The 16,695-nt window shown below is 68.6% G+C and carries 16 protein-coding genes; 7 read left to right on the plus strand and 9 right to left on the minus strand.

Translation table 11 applies throughout. From position 1 onward, the window contains the following. Positions 1-50: 50 nt before the first annotated feature. From NUV79_RS07285 to NUV79_RS07300, 4 genes are all read left to right on the plus strand, one after another. Positions 51-1,346, plus strand: a complete 1,296-nt coding sequence (locus tag NUV79_RS07285; protein ID WP_257732410.1) for a M16 family metallopeptidase — start codon at positions 51-53, stop codon at positions 1,344-1,346. A 35-nt stretch (positions 1,347-1,381) separates the two neighbouring features. Continuing rightward, positions 1,382-2,707 (plus strand): glucose-6-phosphate isomerase, encoded by a 1,326-nt coding sequence (locus NUV79_RS07290; protein ID WP_257732411.1) that lies wholly within the window; start codon positions 1,382-1,384, stop codon positions 2,705-2,707. A 155-nt stretch (positions 2,708-2,862) separates the two neighbouring features. Then, the gene (mutL, locus tag NUV79_RS07295; RefSeq protein WP_257732412.1) at positions 2,863-4,668 is read left to right on the plus strand and encodes a DNA mismatch repair endonuclease MutL; all 1,806 of its coding nucleotides are present in this window, start codon (positions 2,863-2,865) and stop codon (positions 4,666-4,668) included. Positions 4,669-4,709: 41 nt separating this feature from the next. After that, positions 4,710-5,135 carry a GFA family protein gene (locus NUV79_RS07300; protein WP_257732413.1) on the plus strand — a complete coding sequence of 142 codons (426 nt, stop codon included), beginning with the start codon at positions 4,710-4,712 and terminating at the stop codon, positions 5,133-5,135. A 41-nt stretch (positions 5,136-5,176) separates the two neighbouring features. On the opposite strand, the gene NUV79_RS07305 is transcribed toward NUV79_RS07300, so the two are convergent. From NUV79_RS07305 to NUV79_RS07320, 4 genes are all read right to left on the minus strand, one after another. Continuing rightward, positions 5,177-5,551, minus strand: coding sequence for a DUF2019 domain-containing protein (locus tag NUV79_RS07305; RefSeq protein WP_257732414.1), 375 nt, complete (start codon positions 5,549-5,551; stop codon positions 5,177-5,179). Next, a complete protein-coding gene (locus NUV79_RS07310; RefSeq protein WP_257732415.1) occupies positions 5,548-6,240 on the minus strand; it encodes a hypothetical protein in 693 nt (230 codons plus the stop codon). Before NUV79_RS07310 ends, NUV79_RS07305 begins: the two co-directional genes overlap by 4 nt. A 120-nt stretch (positions 6,241-6,360) precedes the next feature. Further along, on the minus strand, positions 6,361-6,921 hold the full coding sequence (gene rsmD / locus NUV79_RS07315; protein WP_257732416.1) for a 16S rRNA (guanine(966)-N(2))-methyltransferase RsmD: 561 nt from the start codon (positions 6,919-6,921) through the stop codon (positions 6,361-6,363). Between the two features lie 3 nt (positions 6,922-6,924). Then, positions 6,925-9,150, minus strand: coding sequence for a pseudouridine synthase (locus NUV79_RS07320; protein WP_374678960.1), 2,226 nt, complete (start codon positions 9,148-9,150; stop codon positions 6,925-6,927). Between the two features lie 123 nt (positions 9,151-9,273). Between NUV79_RS07320 and NUV79_RS07325 the strand changes: the two genes are divergently transcribed. Next, positions 9,274-9,738, plus strand: coding sequence for a nucleoside deaminase (locus tag NUV79_RS07325; protein ID WP_257732417.1), 465 nt, complete (start codon positions 9,274-9,276; stop codon positions 9,736-9,738). Positions 9,739-9,741: 3 nt separating this feature from the next. Here NUV79_RS07325 and NUV79_RS07330 read toward each other — a convergent pair whose 3' ends face one another. After that, positions 9,742-9,993 carry a hypothetical protein gene (locus NUV79_RS07330; protein WP_257732418.1) on the minus strand — a complete coding sequence of 84 codons (252 nt, stop codon included), beginning with the start codon at positions 9,991-9,993 and terminating at the stop codon, positions 9,742-9,744. A 102-nt stretch (positions 9,994-10,095) separates the two neighbouring features. After that, complete coding sequence (locus NUV79_RS07335) at positions 10,096-10,839, minus strand: sulfite exporter TauE/SafE family protein (protein ID WP_257732419.1); 744 nt, start codon at positions 10,837-10,839, stop codon at positions 10,096-10,098. 105 nt (positions 10,840-10,944) lie between these two features. On the opposite strand from NUV79_RS07335, the gene NUV79_RS07340 reads away from it, so the two are divergent. After that, positions 10,945-11,691: an ArsR/SmtB family transcription factor gene (locus NUV79_RS07340; protein ID WP_257732420.1), complete on the plus strand. Its 747-nt coding sequence runs from the start codon at positions 10,945-10,947 to the stop codon at positions 11,689-11,691. On the opposite strand, the gene NUV79_RS07345 is transcribed toward NUV79_RS07340, so the two are convergent. The 3 genes from NUV79_RS07345 to purD all read right to left on the minus strand — a co-directional run bounded on the left by NUV79_RS07345 (position 11,651) and on the right by purD (position 15,005). Beyond that, entirely contained in the window at positions 11,651-12,505 is an 855-nt protein-coding gene (locus tag NUV79_RS07345; protein ID WP_257732421.1) for a patatin-like phospholipase family protein, read from the minus strand. The two genes, NUV79_RS07340 and NUV79_RS07345, sit on opposite strands and share 41 nt — an antisense overlap. Before the next feature lie 275 nt (positions 12,506-12,780). Then, positions 12,781-13,695, minus strand: coding sequence for an alpha/beta fold hydrolase (locus tag NUV79_RS07350; RefSeq protein ID WP_257732422.1), 915 nt, complete (start codon positions 13,693-13,695; stop codon positions 12,781-12,783). A 32-nt stretch (positions 13,696-13,727) separates the two neighbouring features. Next, a complete protein-coding gene (gene purD / locus NUV79_RS07355; protein WP_257732423.1) occupies positions 13,728-15,005 on the minus strand; it encodes a phosphoribosylamine--glycine ligase in 1,278 nt (425 codons plus the stop codon). Between the two features lie 92 nt (positions 15,006-15,097). Here purD and xseA point away from each other — a divergent pair, with 92 nt between their 5' ends. Beyond that, positions 15,098-16,693, plus strand: coding sequence for an exodeoxyribonuclease VII large subunit (xseA, locus tag NUV79_RS07360; protein ID WP_257732424.1), 1,596 nt, complete (start codon positions 15,098-15,100; stop codon positions 16,691-16,693). The last annotated feature ends 2 nt before the right edge of the window (positions 16,694-16,695 follow it).

Consider the following 16,695-nt stretch of genomic DNA (forward strand, 5'->3'; position numbering starts at 1 on the left):
TGCCGTCTCACCGAACGGGCGGAGTTCCTGCTCCGCCGACAGGAAGCGACATGAACGCCCCGATTCCGACGCCCAAGCTCAATACGGCCGGCCCCGCCATCACCGTCCAGACCGTCCGCTCGCCCGGCGGTGTCGAGGCCTGGCTGGTCGAGGAGCACAGCCTGCCGCTGATCGCGGTCGATTTCGCCTTCGACGGTGGCGCCAGCCTTGACCCCGACAATGCCGCCGGCAGCGCCTACCTGATTTCCGGCCTGCTCGACGAGGGCGCCGGCGATCTCGACGCCGAAGCCTTCCAGGGCCGCATGGCCGATCATGCGATCAGCATGGGCTTCGAGGCCCGACGCGATGATTTCCACGGCTATCTCCAGACGCTCTCGACCCATCGCGACACGGCTTTCGAGCTGCTGGGGCTGGCGCTCAACCAGCCGCGTTTCGATGCCGATGCGGTTGCGCGTGTCAGGGCGCAGGTCATCGCCGGCCTGCAGCGCCAGGCGAAGAACCCCGAGGTGATGTGCCGCAACGCGCTCTATGCCGCGGCCTTCCCGGGCCATGCCTATAGCCGGCCTGAGAAGGGCGATATCGACAGTGTTTCCAGGCTGGAAGCGCCGGCGCTGAAGGCGCTGCGGCCCACGCTGCTGGATCGCGCCGGCCTCAAGATCGTCGTGGTCGGGGATATCACCGCAGCCGAACTCGCCGGCCGCCTCGACGCGCTCTTCGGTGAATTGCCCAAGGGCGAGGTGCGGCCCCGCCCGGAGCAGCCCCTGCCGATCCAGGGGCTCGGCCAGACCCATGTCATCGATCTCGACGTGCCGCAGACCGTTTTGCGCTTCGTCGGCCCGGGGCTGATGTGGGACGATCCCGATTTCATCACTGCCAGTGTGCTGAACCATATCCTCGGCGGTTCCGCCTTCACCTCGCGCCTGTTCATGGAAGTCCGCGAGAAGCGCGGCCTCGCCTATGGCGTCTCCTCCAGCCTGATGCCGATGCGCGAGAGTGCCATGCTGGTCGGCGGCACGGCCACCCGCAACGACCGCGCGGCCCAGTCGATGCAGGTCATCCGCGAGGAGATGCTGAAGCTCGCCGAGGAAGGCCCGACCGAGCACGAGGTCGAGGAAGCCAAGCGCTACATCATCGGCTCCTATCCGCTGCGCTTCGACACCTCGCCGAAGATCGCCGGCGAGTTGCTGGCGCTGGCACTGCGCGGCGACACGCCGGATTTCCTCGCCCGCCGCAACGGCCTCTTCGCGGCGGTCACGCTCTCCGACGTCAGGCGCGTCGCGAAGCGCTTGTTCGGCAACCCCGAACTGCTCGTCCAGGCGGTTGGCAAGCCCGTCGCGCTGGTCTGAAATAGCGTCGTCTTCTCGTCGATACGGATAGGTTCATGCTTCAGCAAAGCTTCGATCTCGCGCTCGAATCCAAGGTCGGCAAGGGCGGCATTCCCGATGCGGCCTTCGAGACGGCGCTGACCGATCTCAAGCCCGCGCTGGCGAAGCTGCAGGCACAAGCCAAGGACGGCTCGCTGCCGCTGCTGAAGCTGCCGAGCGACACCGCCGATCTCGGCCCCGTGAAGGCCGCCGCCGAACGGCTCAAATCCGGCGATACGACTGACGTGCTGGTGCTCGGCACCGGCGGTTCCAGCCTCGGCGGCCAGACGCTGGCGCAGCTCACCGGCTACGGCATCGCGGGCTTGTCGCAGTTCACCTCAGGCGTACGCGTCCATTTCATCGACAATCTCGACCCGGCGACCTATGCGGCGCTGCTCGCCAAGCTGCCGCTCAAGACGACCAAATTCGTCGCCATCTCGAAATCGGGCGGCACCGGCGAAACGCTGCTGCAATCGATCGCCGCGATCGAGGCCTTGCGCGGCGCGCATCTCTCGGATCAGCAGATCGGCACGCATTTCGAGGGACTGTCCGAGCCGGCCAAGCCCGGCAAGCTGCATCCCCTGCGGGCGCTGCTCGAACCCTTCGGCACGCCTTTCCTCGAGCACCACACCGATGTCGGCGGGCGCTATTCCGTGCTGACCAATTGCGGCCTGCTGCCGGCCGCCATGCTCGGCCTCGATATCGAGGCGCTCCGGCTCGGCGCCAGCCGCGCAGTGGCGCCGCTCTTCGCCGGCAAGGATGTCCGTGAGACGCCGGCAGCGGTCGGCGCCGCGCTCCATCTCGCCGCGATGCGCTCGGACAAGAACATCGCCGTACTCATGCCCTATGCCGACAAGCTCGCGCTGCTCACCCGTTGGTGGATGCAGCTCTGGGCCGAGAGCCTAGGCAAGGACGGGCAGGGCACGCAGCCTGTCGGCGCGCTCGGCCCGGTCGACCAGCATTCGCAGCAGCAGCTCTATCTCGCCGGCCCGAAGGACAAGTTCTTCACGGTCATCACCACCAGCGTGAAGGGCAAGGGCCCGCAGATAGACGCTGCCCTCGCTGAAAAGATCGGCCAGGTCGATTTCGCCGGCAAGACCATCGGCGACCTCGTGGCGGCACAAGGGGTCGCCATGATCGACACCTTCGCCAAGAACGGTTGCGCGGTGCGCCGTTTCCATGTCGAGCGCATCGACGAGACCAGCCATGGCGAAATGCTGATGCATTTCATGCTGGAGACGATCCTGACCGGTTACGCGATGGGCGTGGACCCCTTCGACCAGCCGGCCGTGGAAGAAGCGAAGCTCCTCGCCAAGCGCTATCTTGCCGAAGGGCGGGCCTGAGCCGCGCTTTCTGGTAGGGGCGCGTCATGCTCGGGCTTGACCCGAGCATCTCATGACACGAAGGCTCGGGAGCCTCTTTCGGAAAGAGATTCTCGGGTCGTCGCTGACGCGCCGCCCGAGAATGACGAGCTTTTCCTGATGACCGCCAGAGTTCCATGACCGTCCGCCGCCTTGATCCCGTTCTGGTCGACCGCATCGCCGCCGGCGAGGTGATCGAGCGGCCGGCCGCGGCCGTGAAGGAACTGGTCGAGAACGCGATCGATGCCGGGGCGCGGTCGATCGCCGTCACCATCCAGGGTGGCGGGCGCGAACTCATCCGGGTCGTCGACGATGGCGCCGGCATGACGCCGGACGACCTCGAACTCGCGGTCGACCGTCATGCCACCTCGAAGCTCCCCGACGGCGACCTCTTCGCCATCGACACGTTGGGCTTCCGCGGCGAGGCCTTGCCCTCGATCGGCTCGGTCGCCCGGCTTTCGATCGCGACGCGCCGTCGCGATGCGGCGCAGGGCTCCGGCCTTGTCGTCGAGGCCGGCGAGAAGGGTGTCGTCCGCCCCGTCGCCGCCGCGCCGGGCACGCGCATCGAGGTTTCGGACCTCTTCATCTTCACGCCGGCCCGCCTGAAATTCCTCAAGAGCGACCGCGCCGAAGCGCAGGCCGTCTCCGAGATGCTCAGGCGCCTTGCGATCGCCCATCCCGAGATCCGCTTCTCGCTCGAAGGCGAGCATATCAGCGCCTTCGACTGGCCGGCAGAACCGATCGGGGAGGAGGGCCTGCTGCGCCGCCTCGGCCGCGCGCTGGGCCGCGACTTTCCCGAGAATGCGCTGCGCATCGAGGCCGAGCGCGAGGGCTTCCGCATATCCGGCTTCGCCGGCCTGCCGACCTTCCATCGCGGCACCTCGGCCGGCGTGCATCTCTCCGTCAACGGCCGGCCCGTGCGCGACAAGCTGCTGCTCTCGGCGGTGCGCGGCGCCTATGCCGATGTCGTGCCCTCCGACCGGCATCCGGTGCTCTTCCTCGATATCGGCTGCGATCCGCGCTCGGTCGATGTCAACGTCCACCCGGCCAAGAGCGAGGTCCGCTTCCGCGATCCGGCGCTGGTGCGTGGTCTCGTCGTCTCCGGCCTGAAGGCGGCGCTCGCCGCCGCCGGCCACCGCGCCACCACGACGGGCGGTGCCCGCACGCTCGATGCCTTCCGCGCCGTCTTGTCGATGGGCGGCAGCGGCAACGCGATCCCGCGCCCCGCCTTTCCGCAGGCGCCAAGCTGGAGCGCGCCGGCCGCGCTTCCGATGAGCACCCCGCAATCCGGCTTCTCGGATTTCGCGGCGCCCTCGGCCGATGCCCGCGCCCATCTCGCCGAGCCCTCGGCGGATGCGCTCGACCGGCCGCTCGGCGCCGCCCGTGCCCAGGTCCACGAGACCTATATCGTCGCCCAGACCCGCGAGGGCGTCGTCATCGTCGACCAGCACGCCGCCCATGAGCGCCTCGTCTATGAGCGCCTCAAGGCCGAGCGCGCCCGCAACGGCATCGCGCGCCAGCCCTTGCTGCTGCCGGAAGTGGTCGAGCTCGATCCCGTCGATGCCGACCGCCTGATCGCGGCGGGCAGCGAGCTCGAAAGCCTCGGCCTCGTACTGGAATCCTTCGGCCCCGGCGCCGTGCTGGTCCGCGAGGCGCCGAGCCAACTCGCCGGCGGCAATCTCCAGCGCCTCGTCCGCGATGTCGCCGATGCGCTGGCCGAGCATGGCACGGCTGGCTCGCTGGAACGCCGGCTCGACCATGTGCTCGCGACGATGGCCTGCCACAACTCGGTCCGCGCCGGCCGTCGCATGCGCCCGGAGGAAATGGACGCGCTGCTGCGCGAGATGGAGATCACGCCCAATTCCGGCCAGTGCAACCACGGCCGGCCGACCTATGTCGAGCTGAAGCTCAGCGATATCGAGCGGCTGTTCGGGCGGCGGTAAGCCCCTATAAAGGGGGCGGGGTAGGCAGCGGGGAGACGGCGATGGCGGGAGACAAGATTGTTCAGGCTACGTGTCACTGCAAAAGCGTTCGCTTCGAAGCGACATTGACCGACGGCATGAACACCGCGCGGCGCTGCGATTGCTCGTTCTGCCGGATGCGTGGCGCGGTGGTCGTTTCGGCGAGCGATGTCCGAGTCGTCTTGGGTGAGGACACGCTCGGCGAGTACCAGTTCAACACCTGGACGGCGAACCACTTTTTCTGCCTGAGCTGCGGCATCTACACTCATCACCAGCGCCGCTCGAACCCCGGTCAGCTCGGCGTGAACGTCGCCTGCATCGCCGGCGCGAGCCCCTTCGACTTCCGGGAGCTGCAGGTCAATGACGGCATCAACCATCCCAGCGACATGCCCACTGGGTCAAAGCCGAGGGTCGCAGGGATTCTGCGATACGAGCCGAGCCAGGAATAGCCTCGGTAGTCGTGACTTCGCTTCGGAGCCAGGTATTCATGTTAGATCGGCCGGTAAACGCCGCGATCGATGTTCCAGAGTGTCATGCCGGCGTCAGCGGATTGCGGAAACCATTGCTCATCGACAATGGCCTCAAGCTCGCGCCGCGCGGCGACGTAATCGACCGCGAGGTTGGCGCGGGCCGCGGCTAGACGGACCTGCATGTTGGGGTGGCCGAACAGCTTCATGAGGATACGCCTCTGATCGCCGGAGCGCGATTTGAGCTCGGTTTCCAAAGCCCAGCTTCTTTGGATCAACCGATTTGCTCTTGCGTTCGCGTTACCCTCGATCGCGTCGTATTGTTCGATGCAGAGCTGCTCAAACAGAGCAAGAATTGCGGCGTTTGATAACGCCTTGAGATCTTGTTCATGTTTCATTTGAGCACCTTGATCTCGCGAAGGGCTTGATGACCCACCCGAACATGCTCTGCCCAGTCTCTGCCACGAAGGTAGTCGCGCGGAGCTAGCATGTTGAAATCTGGACTTTGTCGGCTGTACCAGCCCGTGATCTCGTGATGCTTATATCGTGGAATGCTGACGACGTTGTCCATGCCGTCGATAGCGGAGCGCGAAAAACCTTCGCGGCTTCCCGCGCCCTGCTCGACGATATGGTGGTCCTCATACCCCGGCCGCCTTTTGCCTGCCTGTTCCTGAAGTTCTCCGAGCGATTTCGGTTCGTCCTGATAGGATCGGATCGAGGGCCATTCCGTGTAAAGCCAGTGACCGGCTTCGATCGCCGTGACGACGGCGCCGATTGGTCCGGCCCTTCTGAGCGCCTGGCGTGCGATCGCCTTTGCCAGAGCCTTCGCGGCCTTGGTCTTCGCCTGTCGGTCTTGGGGTGGGTCCTTGACGGGATCGAGCGCCGGGCCGCCATTGTCGCCGATCCCCGGCTGCCGGCTTTGACTGCCGCCCTCGCCGCCGCCCCACTGGCCGCCTTCCGGACTGCCCGCCGGCACACGCGGTTGGTCCGGGTTAAAGCCGCCCTTTTCGACAAGCGCCTGCAAACGAACGAGGGCGCGCATCAAGCGTTCGCCAGCGAGGTGGCACGCGAGGGTATGGCGGGCCATCAATATAGGCCCGCGAGGTTCGATGGATTGAAAGATTGGCATCCAGCGCTTGATCTCCGCGGCGGATGCGGAGATTAAGCGCGGAAACGGAGACGGGGATAAGTGATTGGCAGGCCCGCCCTATAAGGCTCGCAGCACCAACACCTGCGTCTCGCCGTAAGCCCGCCGCTCCAGCTCCTCGAAGCCTTCGGGCAGGCTGATCTCGGCATCCGCCGCCTCTTCCAGCACGATCAGGGCATCGGGCGCGAGCCAGCCGCCTTCGCGGGCCGAGGTGAGCGCCTTCTCGCCGAGCCCCTTGCGATAGGGCGGGTCGCAGAAGACGAGCCCGAACGGCGCCATGCCGGTGATCGGGCCGAGCTTGGTCGCGTCGCGGCGGAAGATGCGGCTGAAGCCGGCCAGCCCCAGCGCCATCTGGTTCTCGCGGATGATGCCGCGCGCCTCGGTGCCGTCATCGACCAAGAGCGCGAAGCCCGCGCCGCGCGACAAGGCCTCGAAGCCGAGCGCGCCCGTGCCGGCGAAGAGATCGAGCACGCGCGCGCCCTCGACTGCATCGCCATAGGCATGGACGAGCACGTTGAACAGGGATTCGCGCAGGCGGTCCGAGGTCGGCCGGATGCTGCCGATCCCTGGTTTCGGGCCGGCCAGAGGCCGGCCGCCCAGGCGTCCGCCGACGATCCGCATCGCTTAGTCGCGCTTGCCGCCGCCAGACGGGCGCGGCCCCCTGCCACCGCCACCGGGGCGCGGACCGCGTCCGCCGCCCGGCTTGCCGCCGAAGGGCCGTCCGCCGCCGGCAGGACGATCCGAGGAGCGCGAGCCGAAGCCCTTGCCGCCCGGCTTGTCGCTGAAGCTGCGGCCACGGGGCCGGTCATCGCCCGGCCGATCGGACGAGCGCGCGCCGAAGCCTTTGCCCCCGAAGCCCTTGCCGGCCGGCTTGTCACCGAAGCTGCGGCCGCGCGGCCGATCCTCGGAAGAACGCTCGCGGAAGGTGCGGGCAGGGCGCTCAGTGCCGTCGCGCGGGGCACGGTCGGGACGTTCGCCGCGCGGGGCACGATCTTCCCACGGCCGGTCGCCACCGCGGTCGCGTCCGCCGGCCTCGCTGCGCGGGCGTCGTGCCGGCCGCTCGTCGCCACTGGTGCGCGAGAGGGGACGTGACGTGCGCATCTCGTCGCCGCCACGCTCCTGGGCACCGCGCTGCTGGCGCGGCATGCGGTCGGGCCTGCGCTTGCTCTCGCGGGCGGGCGCGTCGCGTTCCTCGGCCACCGGGGCACTGACGCGCTCGACCAGCACGCGCCGGCCCTTGGGGTCGGCGATCGGCGTGTCGCGGCGGCGCTTCACATCGCCGGTCGCCTCGCGCTCCTGCCGCTCCAGCTTCGGGTCGGCGCCGCGGCGTGGCGGGGCCTTGCGCTCGCGCTGCGGCTCGGTCTCGGCATCGCGCCAGACGGTCCGGGTCCAGGGCTTGTCGCCGCGCAATTCGCGCACCGCCTCACGGCGGGTCTCATGCTCATCCTCGACCGGTTCGCGGCGGCGGCGCGGGCGATCGTCGCCGGCCGGGGCCGGACGCGGCGCGGCGGGCAGGGCGTCGCGTCGCGGCGATTCGAAATCGGCGCCGGCCTTGGCAGCGAGCTCGGTGCCGAGCTGGTCCTGCAACACGCGCGAGCGGATCTCGTCGACCTCGCCCTCCTCGAGCTCGCCGAGCTGGAACGGGCCGAAGGAGATGCGGATCAGCCGGTTCACCGTCAGCCCGAGATGCTCGAGCACGGTCTTGACCTCGCGGTTCTTGCCCTCGCGCAGATCGACCGTCAGCCAGGTGTTGAAGCCCTGCTGGCGCTCGAAGCGCGCGATCACCGGCCCGTAATGGACGTCATCGATGGTGACGCCGTCCTTGACGGTGTCGAGCACGTCCTGCGTCACCTCGCCGAAGGCGCGCACGCGGTAGCGCCGGAGCCAGCCGGTCTCCGGCAGCTCCAGCACCCGCGCCAGCCCGCCATCATTGGTCAGCAGCAGCAGGCCTTCGGTGTTGATGTCGAGCCTGCCGATGGTCAGCACGCGCGGCAGGTCTTCCGGCAGCACGTCGAAGACGGTCGGGCGGCCTTCCGGATCGAAATTGGTCGTCACGACGCCGCGGGGCTTGTGGTAGAGCCAGAGCCGCGTGCGCTCCCGGGCCGGCAAGGGCTCGCCGTCGATCAGCACGATATCGGTCGGCTTCACGTCGCGGGCCGGGCTGTCCAGCACCGTGCCGTTCACGCTGACGCGGCCTTCCGCGATCATCGCCTCGCTGTCGCGACGCGAAGCCACGCCTGCACGCGCCATCACCTTGGCGATGCGCTCCGGCTCCTCCGCCGTGATCAGCTTGCGCTCAGGCTCAGCCGCGCGCGGGCGGCGCGGACGATCGTCCTGGCCCTCGAAACGCGGCGAACGCGGACGTGAAAAGCGCTTCTCGCCATCGCGGCCTTCGCCACGCGGCGGCCGGTCGCCCTGCGGCCTGTCACGGCCAGCAAAGGGGCGATCGCCCGTGCGGCGCGGGTGCTCCTCGCCCGAACGCTCGCGGAAGCCGCGGCCTTCGCCCTCGGCCCTGGCGCGGACCGGACGGTCGCCATCGAAGCGGCGCGGACGCGGAGCCTCGCCCTCGGCGCCGGCAGGGCGCTCGAAACGGCGGGCCGGACGCTCGTCGCCGGCCGAATGACCACGGAAGGGCTTGCGCTCGCCGTCCCGGGCCGGGCGCTCATCACCGCCCGAGCGGCTGCGGAACGGCTTGCGTTCGCCATCGCGGGCAGGGCCGCGACCTTCGCCACTGGGCCGGCTGCCGAAGCTCTTGCCACCGAAGCCTTTGCCACCGGAGCCGGGTCCACGGCCGCCGGCGCCACCGCCCTTGCGTGGGCCGCGGCCTCTGTTGTTGTCGTCGTCTTTCATGGCTGCTCCTGAGCCGGCCGAGCACAACCGCTTTGCGGGAAAGGCCTGGCTCGCTTATTCGCTATAGCCGGCGCTTGTAGCAGAGGCTTTCCCTTGCTGCGAGCGCCAAAACCGGGGTTTTCGATGTCGCCGCCGCAACACGCTTCCACGATCGACGCCATGGCGCTCGCCTTCGACGAGGCGAAGGCGGCCGCCTTGCGGGGCGAGGTGCCGGTCGGCGCGGTGATCGTGCGTGATGGCGCAGTCCTCGGCCGTGCGGGTAACCGCACGCTGGAGCTGAAGGATCCGACGGCGCATGCCGAGATGCTAGCGCTCAGGCTCGCCTGCGCGGCGATCGGCTCCGAGCGCCTGATCGGCTGCGATCTCTACGTTACGCTCGAGCCTTGCCCGATGTGCGCGGCGGCGATCTCATTCTCCCGGATCAGGCGGCTCTATTTCGGCGCCGGTGATCCGAAGGGCGGCGCGGTCGAGAACGGCGTCAGGCTCTATGAGAGCCCGACCTGCCACCATGCACCCGAGGTCTATGGCGGCCTGCGCGAGAGCGAGGCCGCGGCGCTGCTCAGGGATTTCTTCCGCGAGCGGCGTTGACGCTCAGGTGTCCGACGAGGCGATGCCGAATTTCGCCGCGAGCTGCGCGCGGTCCATGCAGGAGACGTCATAGGTCACCTGCCGGCCCTTGAATTCCGGGCGCTTGCCGAATTCCCGGGTTATCGTGCGGGCGATGTCGTCGATCCGCGCCTCGCAGGCTTGCACCGTGGTGAAGCCCATCTCGCTGACGCGGCTGGTCGCGCAATGCGCTTCGCCGGCGACGCAGGCCATGATGACCATGGTGAAGGCATCCATGCGAGCCGCTCCTGTTGCTGCCGGCCGAGGCTGCGCCCGTATGGTTAGCGCCTGGTTAAGCCTGCGAACTGCGTCCTGCTGCGCCAAGCAAGAGCCGGACCATCAGGCCAGGCTGCGCCAGCAGAGATAGGCGCCCAGTGCCAGCAAACCGGCGAAGAAGCAGATCTTGAAGGTGGCCGGCGAGATGCGGCTGCGGATGAACTGCCCGGCACCCATGCCGATCAGGGCCGGGACGAGCGCCAGCAACGACTGCCAGGCGACGGTGCCATTCAGCGCCCCGGCCCCGATCAGGCCGAAGGAGAGCGCCAGCGTCGAGACGATGAAGGAGATCCCGAGTGCCTGCACCAGCTCGTCCTTGTCGAAGCCGAGCGCCTGCAGGTACGGCACGGCCGGCAGCACGAAGACGCCGGTCGCTGCGGTGACGACGCCTGTCGTGAAGCCGATGAGGGGGCCGAGCCAGCCTTCCCAGCGCTCCGGCACGCGCAGCTTCGCTGCCTTCAGGCCGACGAGGGCATAGAGAACAAGCGCTGCGCCGAGCCAGAGCGTGGCGCTGCCATCCTTCTGCTGCTGCAAAAGCCCGGCGCCGGCCCAGGTTCCCAGGCAGATGGTCGCGAGCATCGGCCAGAGGCGCTTCAGCGTGGCCCCGAGCTTTGGCCCGGTCGCGATCTGCCAGCCATTGGTGACGAGATTGGGTACGACCAGGAGCGCTGCCGCTTGAGCGGGTGCCATGACCACGCCGAGGATACCGACCGCGATGGTCGGCAGGCCCAGCCCGATCACGCCCTTGACGAAGCCGGCGAGCACGAAGGTCGCGGTGACGAAGATGAGAAGAGTCGTGTTGTCCATGGCCTGCTTGTCGCATCGCTTGCGGCGCCTGTCGCGGCCCGACGCTACGGCCGTCGCCGTAGCGTTCCCGCTTGCGGCGATGCTGGGATGGCGCATCATGCGGCCATGAGCACGCAAGGTCCCTATCTCGCGGAGATCGCCCATCTGATGGGCGATCCGGCCCGCGCCAACATGCTGCACGCGCTGATGGATGGCCGCGCGCTGACGGCAAAGGAACTCGCCTGGATCGCCGGCGTCGCGCCGCAGACTGCGAGCGGCCATCTCGCCAAGCTGATGCAGGGCAAGCTGATCGACGTCGCGGTGCAGGGGCGCCATCGCTATTACCGGCTCGCCGGCCCCGAGGTCGCGACGGCGCTGGAAGGTCTGATGGTGCTGGCCAATCTCGACGGCACCAGCCGGCGCCTGCCCTCGCGCGTGGGCGCCGAACTGAGTCAGGCCCGCACCTGCTACGATCATTTCGCCGGAAGGCTCGGCATCGGCATCCACGACGCCTTGATGGCGGGCGGGCATCTCGCAGCGAGCGAGGGCGGCTACGCGCTGACAACCTCGGGCAAGGCGATTTTCAAGGCGCTTGGTCTCGACCCTGACGCCAGCGTTAAAGCCCGGCGCGCTGCCTTGCGTCCCTGTCTCGACTGGAGCGAGCGCCGGCCGCATCTCGCCGGCCATCTCGCGGCAGCACTCGCCTGCCGCTGCTTCGAGATGGACTGGGTGCGCCGCCGCAAGGACAGCCGTGCGGTGATCCTGACCGAGGAGGGCAGGGCGGTGCTGGAAGCCGCGCTACCAGGCTTCCGTTGCGACGCGCCGGAGCCGGTCAGCCCCGTGCTTCGAGAGCCCGTTCCAGCGCTCGCTTGACCTCGTCCTTGATTGGCTCGGCTGCTGCGAGGATCGCCTTCGCCTTGAAGAAGTCGAGCCCGCCGATGCCGTCTGCGCCGGCCCGGATCAGGATATCCGGCGGCTGCTGTTCGATCAGGCGCTGGACCAGCGTGCGCGTCAGGATCTGCGAGGCGCCGACCAGCGCCTCCATCGCGCCGGGAATGCGCGCTTCGCCGGGCTCGGTCATCGGCGCGCTGACATCGACCGCGAGGACGATGCGGCCGGGCGCCAGCAACTCGCGATAGGGTAGGGGATCGATCGCGCCGCCATCGATCAGCACGCGCCCTCCGAGCGCGACCGGCCGCACCAGCCCAGGAATGGCGAGCGAGGCCGCGACGGCCGGGGTCAGCGGGCCATCGTGCAGCGCGACTTCGCTGTGCCGATAGTAGTCCGCTGCAATCGCCGTGAACGGGATCGTCAATTCCTCGAACCGATCCGGCACGGCTTCCGGCCAGAACAGGTCGAGCAGCCTTTCGCCGTCGATCAGCACGGGGTTGCCGAGGCCGCGCACGAGATCGGCGAGCTTGCCGACGCGGCAATCGAGCAGGCGGGCGATCACCCGCGCCCGGTCGCGAAACATCGCTAGCACATGCTCGCGTAGCTCCCGGCCGGAGAGCCCGGCGGCGAAGGCTGCGCCGATGATCGCGCCGATCGAGCAGCCGGCGATACGCGCGGGCTTGAGGCCAAGCTCGTCGAGCGCCTCCAGCACGGCGATATGGCTCAGGCCACGCGCTCCGCCGGCTCCGAGCACAAGGGCGATTTCAAATGTATCTGGTTCAGAAACCGTCTTCATTGTCCTTCATCGTCGATGAAGCCGCTGCCCGACCCATGAGCGCCACCCAGCTCCGGAAAGTGAGGACAGCGCGGGGAACCCTTTCCCGGAGGGAGAGGGCAGGGTGAGGGGTAGGCCGTTGGACGTCTTGGTCTGGCCCCAACCGCAGCAGTGGCGAGGGCGTTCGCAACTGGTCCAGGGGCCTACACCTCACCCCTGCCCCTCTCCTTACAGGAGAGGGGTTCCCCGCACTGTCTATGCAATCCGAAGTAGCGTCGTGTTCATGGCGTTCCGGCTCAGGCCATAACCCGCGTCAGGAACGGCTTCAGCGCCGCGAGCGTCGCCTGCGGATTCTCCTCCGGAAGGAAATGGCCGCTGTTGATGGCCTGCCCCTCGGCCTGCGGCGCGAAGGTCTGGTGCCAGACATCCAGCGGGCTCGCACCCTTGGCCGGGATGCCGGCCTCGCCCCAGAGCACCAGCGTCGGGCAGAGGATGCGCTTGCTCGCAGCGAGATCGGCCTTGTCGTGCGCGATATCGGTCGTGGCGCCGGCGCGGTAATCCTCGCAGGCCGCATGCGTGCGCGAGGGATCGCTGAAGGATTCCGCATAGGACTGCATCGCCAGCGGGTCGAACAGGTCGAGATTCTTGGCTCGGCTCCAGCTCGCGATGGTGCGGTCGAGCCAGCCGACCGGGTCGGCCTTGAGCAGGTTCTCCGGGATCGGCTCGGGCTGGGCCAGGAAGGTCCAGTGATAGACCTGCATGGCGCGCGCCGCGTTCATGCCCTCCCACATCGAGACCGTCGGCAGGATGTCGAGCAGGACGAGCCGCTCGACGCGGCCGGGATGATCGAGCGCGAGGCGATAGGCGACGCGCGCCCCGCGATCATGGCCGATCACGCCGAAGCGGATATGGCCGAGCGCCTGCATCACCGCGACGATATCCTCGCCCATGCCGCGCTTGGTGTAGGTCTCTTGGCCGCCATCGCCATGTGGCGCCGCTGACCAGCCATAGCCGCGCAGGTCGGGGCAGATGACGGTGTGCGTCTTGGCCAGCTCCGGCGCCAGCCGATGCCATTCGGCATGGGTCTGCGGAAAGCCGTGGATCAGCACAAGTGGCGGGCCTTCGCCGCCGACCCGCGCGAAGATCTTGCCGACCGGCCCGTCGATCCAGTGCGCCTTGAACCCGGGGAAGAGAGAGTCGATGTTCGCCATGGCGGGAGCATAGCCCCGGCGATGGAGAACTGTCAGCCTTGCTCGCGCTTGATCGCCTGCCAGCCGATGTCACGACGGCAGAAGCCGCCGGGCCAGTCGATCTTGTCGACCGCCTCATAGGCACGCTTCTGCGCCTCGCCGACGGTCTTGCCGAGGGCGACGACATTGAGCACGCGCCCGCCATTGGCGACGAGATCGCCGTTCTTGAGCTTCGTGCCGGCATGGAAGACCAGCACCTCGTCCAGCGCCTCGGCCTTCTCGACGTCGCGGATGATGCTGCCGGTCTCCGGCTTGGCCGGATAGCCCTTGGCCGCGAGCACCACGGTCAGCGCCGGCTCGTCACGCCAGCGCAGGTCGATCCGGTCGAGCACGCCATCGCAGGCGGCGAGCAGCGCCGGCACGATGTCGCTCTTGAGGCGCGGCATCAGCACCTCGCATTCGGGATCGCCGAAGCGGGTGTTGTATTCGATCAGCTTCGGCCCCTGCGCCGTGATCATCAGGCCGGCGAAGAGCACGCCCTGGAACGGCGTACCGCGCTTGGCCATGCCGGCGAGCGTCGGCCGGATGATCTCGGCCATGACGCGCTCGGTCAGCGCGGGCGTCATCACGGGGGCTGGCGAATAGGCGCCCATGCCGCCGGTATTCGGGCCGGTATCGCCGTCGCCGACGCGCTTGTGATCCTGGGCCGAGGCGAGCGCCAGCGCATGCGTGCCGTCGCAGAGCGCGAAGAAGCTGGCTTCCTCCCCGATCATCCATTCCTCGACCACGACCTCGGCGCCGGCCGCGCCGAACCCACCAGAGAACATCATGTCGATGGCCTCGTTCGCCTCGTCCAGCGTCTCGGCCATGATCACGCCCTTGCCGGCGGCGAGCCCGTCGGCCTTGATCACGATCGGCGCGCCCTGGGCGGCGACATAGGTCTTCGCGGAAGCAGCCTCGGAAAAGCGGCCGAATCCGGCGGTCGGAATACCGAACTCGGCGCAGAGTTCCTTGGTGAAGCCCTTCGACCCCTCGAGCTGGGCTGCAGCCTTGGACGGGCCGAAGACCTTGAAACCGGCGGCGCGGAGATCGTCGGCGATGCCGGCGACGAGCGGTCCTTCCGGCCCGACGACGACGAGGTCGATGCCCTGCAGGCGGCAGAAGGCGACGACTGCGGCATGGTCGGCGATATCGATCACGACATTCTCGCCGCAATGGGCGGTGCCGGGATTGCCCGGCGCGATGAACAGCGTGTCGCAGAGCGGCGAGGCCGAAATCGCCCAGGCGAGCGCATGCTCGCGGCCGCCCGAACCGATCAGAAGAATTTTCATTGCCGTCTCCGCTCCGTCACGGGCGCAATAGCGGCACCGGGCGCTGCGGGCAACGCTTCTGCTGTATCGTCGGTCCGGCTATGGTCCCGGCCATGACCAGCGAATCGCAGCAGACGACCGGCAATGCGCCCGAATGGAGCGTCTCTGACCTCTCGGGAGCGCTGAAGCGCACCATCGAGGACAGTTTCGGCTTCGTGCGCGTACGCGGCGAGATTTCCGGCTATCGCGGCCCGGTCGCCTCCGGCCATGTCTATTTCTCGCTGAAGGACCAGAACGCCAAGATCGATGCGGTGATCTGGAAAGGCGTGTTCGGCCGGCTGAAGACGCGCCCGCAGGAAGGGCTGGAGGTCGTCGCCACCGGCAAGATCACCACCTTCGCCGGCAAGTCGAGCTACCAGATCGTCATCGATTCGCTGGAGCTGGCGGGGGCCGGCGCGCTGATGGCGCTGCTGGAAGAGCGCCGCAAGCGGCTCGCGGCCGAGGGGCTCTTCGCCGAGGAGCGCAAGCAGCTCATCCCCTATCTGCCCTCCGTCATCGGCGTCGTGACTTCGCCGACCGGCGCGGTTATCCGCGACATCCTGCACCGCCTCGAGGATCGCTTTCCGCGCCATGTCCTGGTCTGGCCTGTGAGGGTGCAAGGCGAGACCAGCGCGGCCGAGGTCGCCAACGCGATTACCGGCTTCAATGCTTTGCCCGTGGGCGGGCGCATTCCCCGGCCGGACGTCATCATCGTCGCGCGCGGCGGCGGCTCGCTCGAAGACCTGATGAGCTTCAACGAGGAGATTGTGGTCCGCGCCGCTGCGGCCTCCGAGATTCCGCTGGTCTCCGCCGTCGGCCACGAGACCGACTGGACGCTGATCGATCACGCCGCCGACCTGCGTGCCCCGACCCCGACCGGCGCGGCCGAGAAGGTCGTGCCGGTGCGGGCGGAATTGATGGGCTTCGTCGCCGATCTCGCCCGCCGCCATGCCGGCGCGATGCTTCGTCTCTCCGATCGCCGCCGCAGCGACTTGCGCGCGCTTGCCCGTGCCTTGCCGGGGCCTGAGGCCGTCCTGTCCGGCCCGCGCCAGCGGCTCGATCTCGCCGCGACGCGGCTCGCCCCGGCGCTGGCTCGGAACGCGCGCGCGCATGAACTCGCTCTGCAGGCACTCTCGCGCCGATTGGAAGCGCGCTCACCGCGCGTCGCCCTTGCCCGCCTGCGGGCTGAACTCGCAGGCTTCGGGCGCGTGCTGACCGCGGCGCGCGGCAACGCCATCGCCGGCGAGCGCACGCGGATCGCCACTGCCCGCGACCGTCTCGCGGCACTGGAGACGCGGGCGCATAATGCGTTCGGCCAGAGTCTGATCCAGCGGCGCGAGCGCGGCCTCGCGCTGGCTCAGCGTGCCGATCGCGCCTTCGGTCAGGCGCTCCATCGGCGCACTGACCGGCTCTCCTCGCTCTGGGCCTTGATCCGCTCGCTCGGGCCGGAAGCGGTGCTCTCCCGCGGCTATGCCCTGATCCGCGACGAGGCTGGCACCCTGGTGCGCAGCGTCGGGGCGGCCCAGCCGGGCAGGGGGCTCTCCGTTCAGCTCGCCGATGGCAGCTTCGGTGTCACGGTCTTGGGTGGCGAGGCCGGAGGGCCGAAACCGTCTGCGCCGCGGCCGGTTCGCAAGGCGCCGACACCGGGAACGCAAGGTGATCTGTTTTGAGG

The sequence above is a fragment of the Allobosea sp. 47.2.35 genome, from assembly GCF_024655635.1.
Lineage (GTDB): Bacteria > Pseudomonadota > Alphaproteobacteria > Rhizobiales > Beijerinckiaceae > Allobosea.

Excerpts from the sequence above, each read along its gene's own strand:
- NUV79_RS07285 (WP_257732410.1), top strand. The coding sequence starts at position 51 with ATGAACGCCCCGATTCCGACGCCCAAGCTCAATACGGCCGGCCCCGCC.
- NUV79_RS07290 (WP_257732411.1), top strand. The coding sequence starts at position 1,382 with ATGCTTCAGCAAAGCTTCGATCTCGCGCTCGAATCCAAGGTCGGCAAG.
- mutL (WP_257732412.1), top strand. The coding sequence starts at position 2,863 with ATGACCGTCCGCCGCCTTGATCCCGTTCTGGTCGACCGCATCGCCGCC.
- NUV79_RS07300 (WP_257732413.1), top strand. The coding sequence starts at position 4,710 with ATGGCGGGAGACAAGATTGTTCAGGCTACGTGTCACTGCAAAAGCGTT.
- NUV79_RS07305 (WP_257732414.1), bottom strand. The coding sequence starts at position 5,551 with ATGAAACATGAACAAGATCTCAAGGCGTTATCAAACGCCGCAATTCTT.
- NUV79_RS07310 (WP_257732415.1), bottom strand. The coding sequence starts at position 6,240 with ATGGCCCGCCATACCCTCGCGTGCCACCTCGCTGGCGAACGCTTGATG.
- rsmD (WP_257732416.1), bottom strand. The coding sequence starts at position 6,921 with ATGCGGATCGTCGGCGGACGCCTGGGCGGCCGGCCTCTGGCCGGCCCG.
- NUV79_RS07320 (WP_374678960.1), bottom strand. The coding sequence starts at position 9,150 with ATGAAAGACGACGACAACAACAGAGGCCGCGGCCCACGCAAGGGCGGT.
- NUV79_RS07325 (WP_257732417.1), top strand. The coding sequence starts at position 9,274 with ATGTCGCCGCCGCAACACGCTTCCACGATCGACGCCATGGCGCTCGCC.
- NUV79_RS07330 (WP_257732418.1), bottom strand. The coding sequence starts at position 9,993 with ATGGATGCCTTCACCATGGTCATCATGGCCTGCGTCGCCGGCGAAGCG.
- NUV79_RS07335 (WP_257732419.1), bottom strand. The coding sequence starts at position 10,839 with ATGGACAACACGACTCTTCTCATCTTCGTCACCGCGACCTTCGTGCTC.
- NUV79_RS07340 (WP_257732420.1), top strand. The coding sequence starts at position 10,945 with ATGAGCACGCAAGGTCCCTATCTCGCGGAGATCGCCCATCTGATGGGC.
- NUV79_RS07345 (WP_257732421.1), bottom strand. The coding sequence starts at position 12,505 with ATGAAGACGGTTTCTGAACCAGATACATTTGAAATCGCCCTTGTGCTC.
- NUV79_RS07350 (WP_257732422.1), bottom strand. The coding sequence starts at position 13,695 with ATGGCGAACATCGACTCTCTCTTCCCCGGGTTCAAGGCGCACTGGATC.
- purD (WP_257732423.1), bottom strand. The coding sequence starts at position 15,005 with ATGAAAATTCTTCTGATCGGTTCGGGCGGCCGCGAGCATGCGCTCGCC.
- xseA (WP_257732424.1), top strand. The coding sequence starts at position 15,098 with ATGACCAGCGAATCGCAGCAGACGACCGGCAATGCGCCCGAATGGAGC.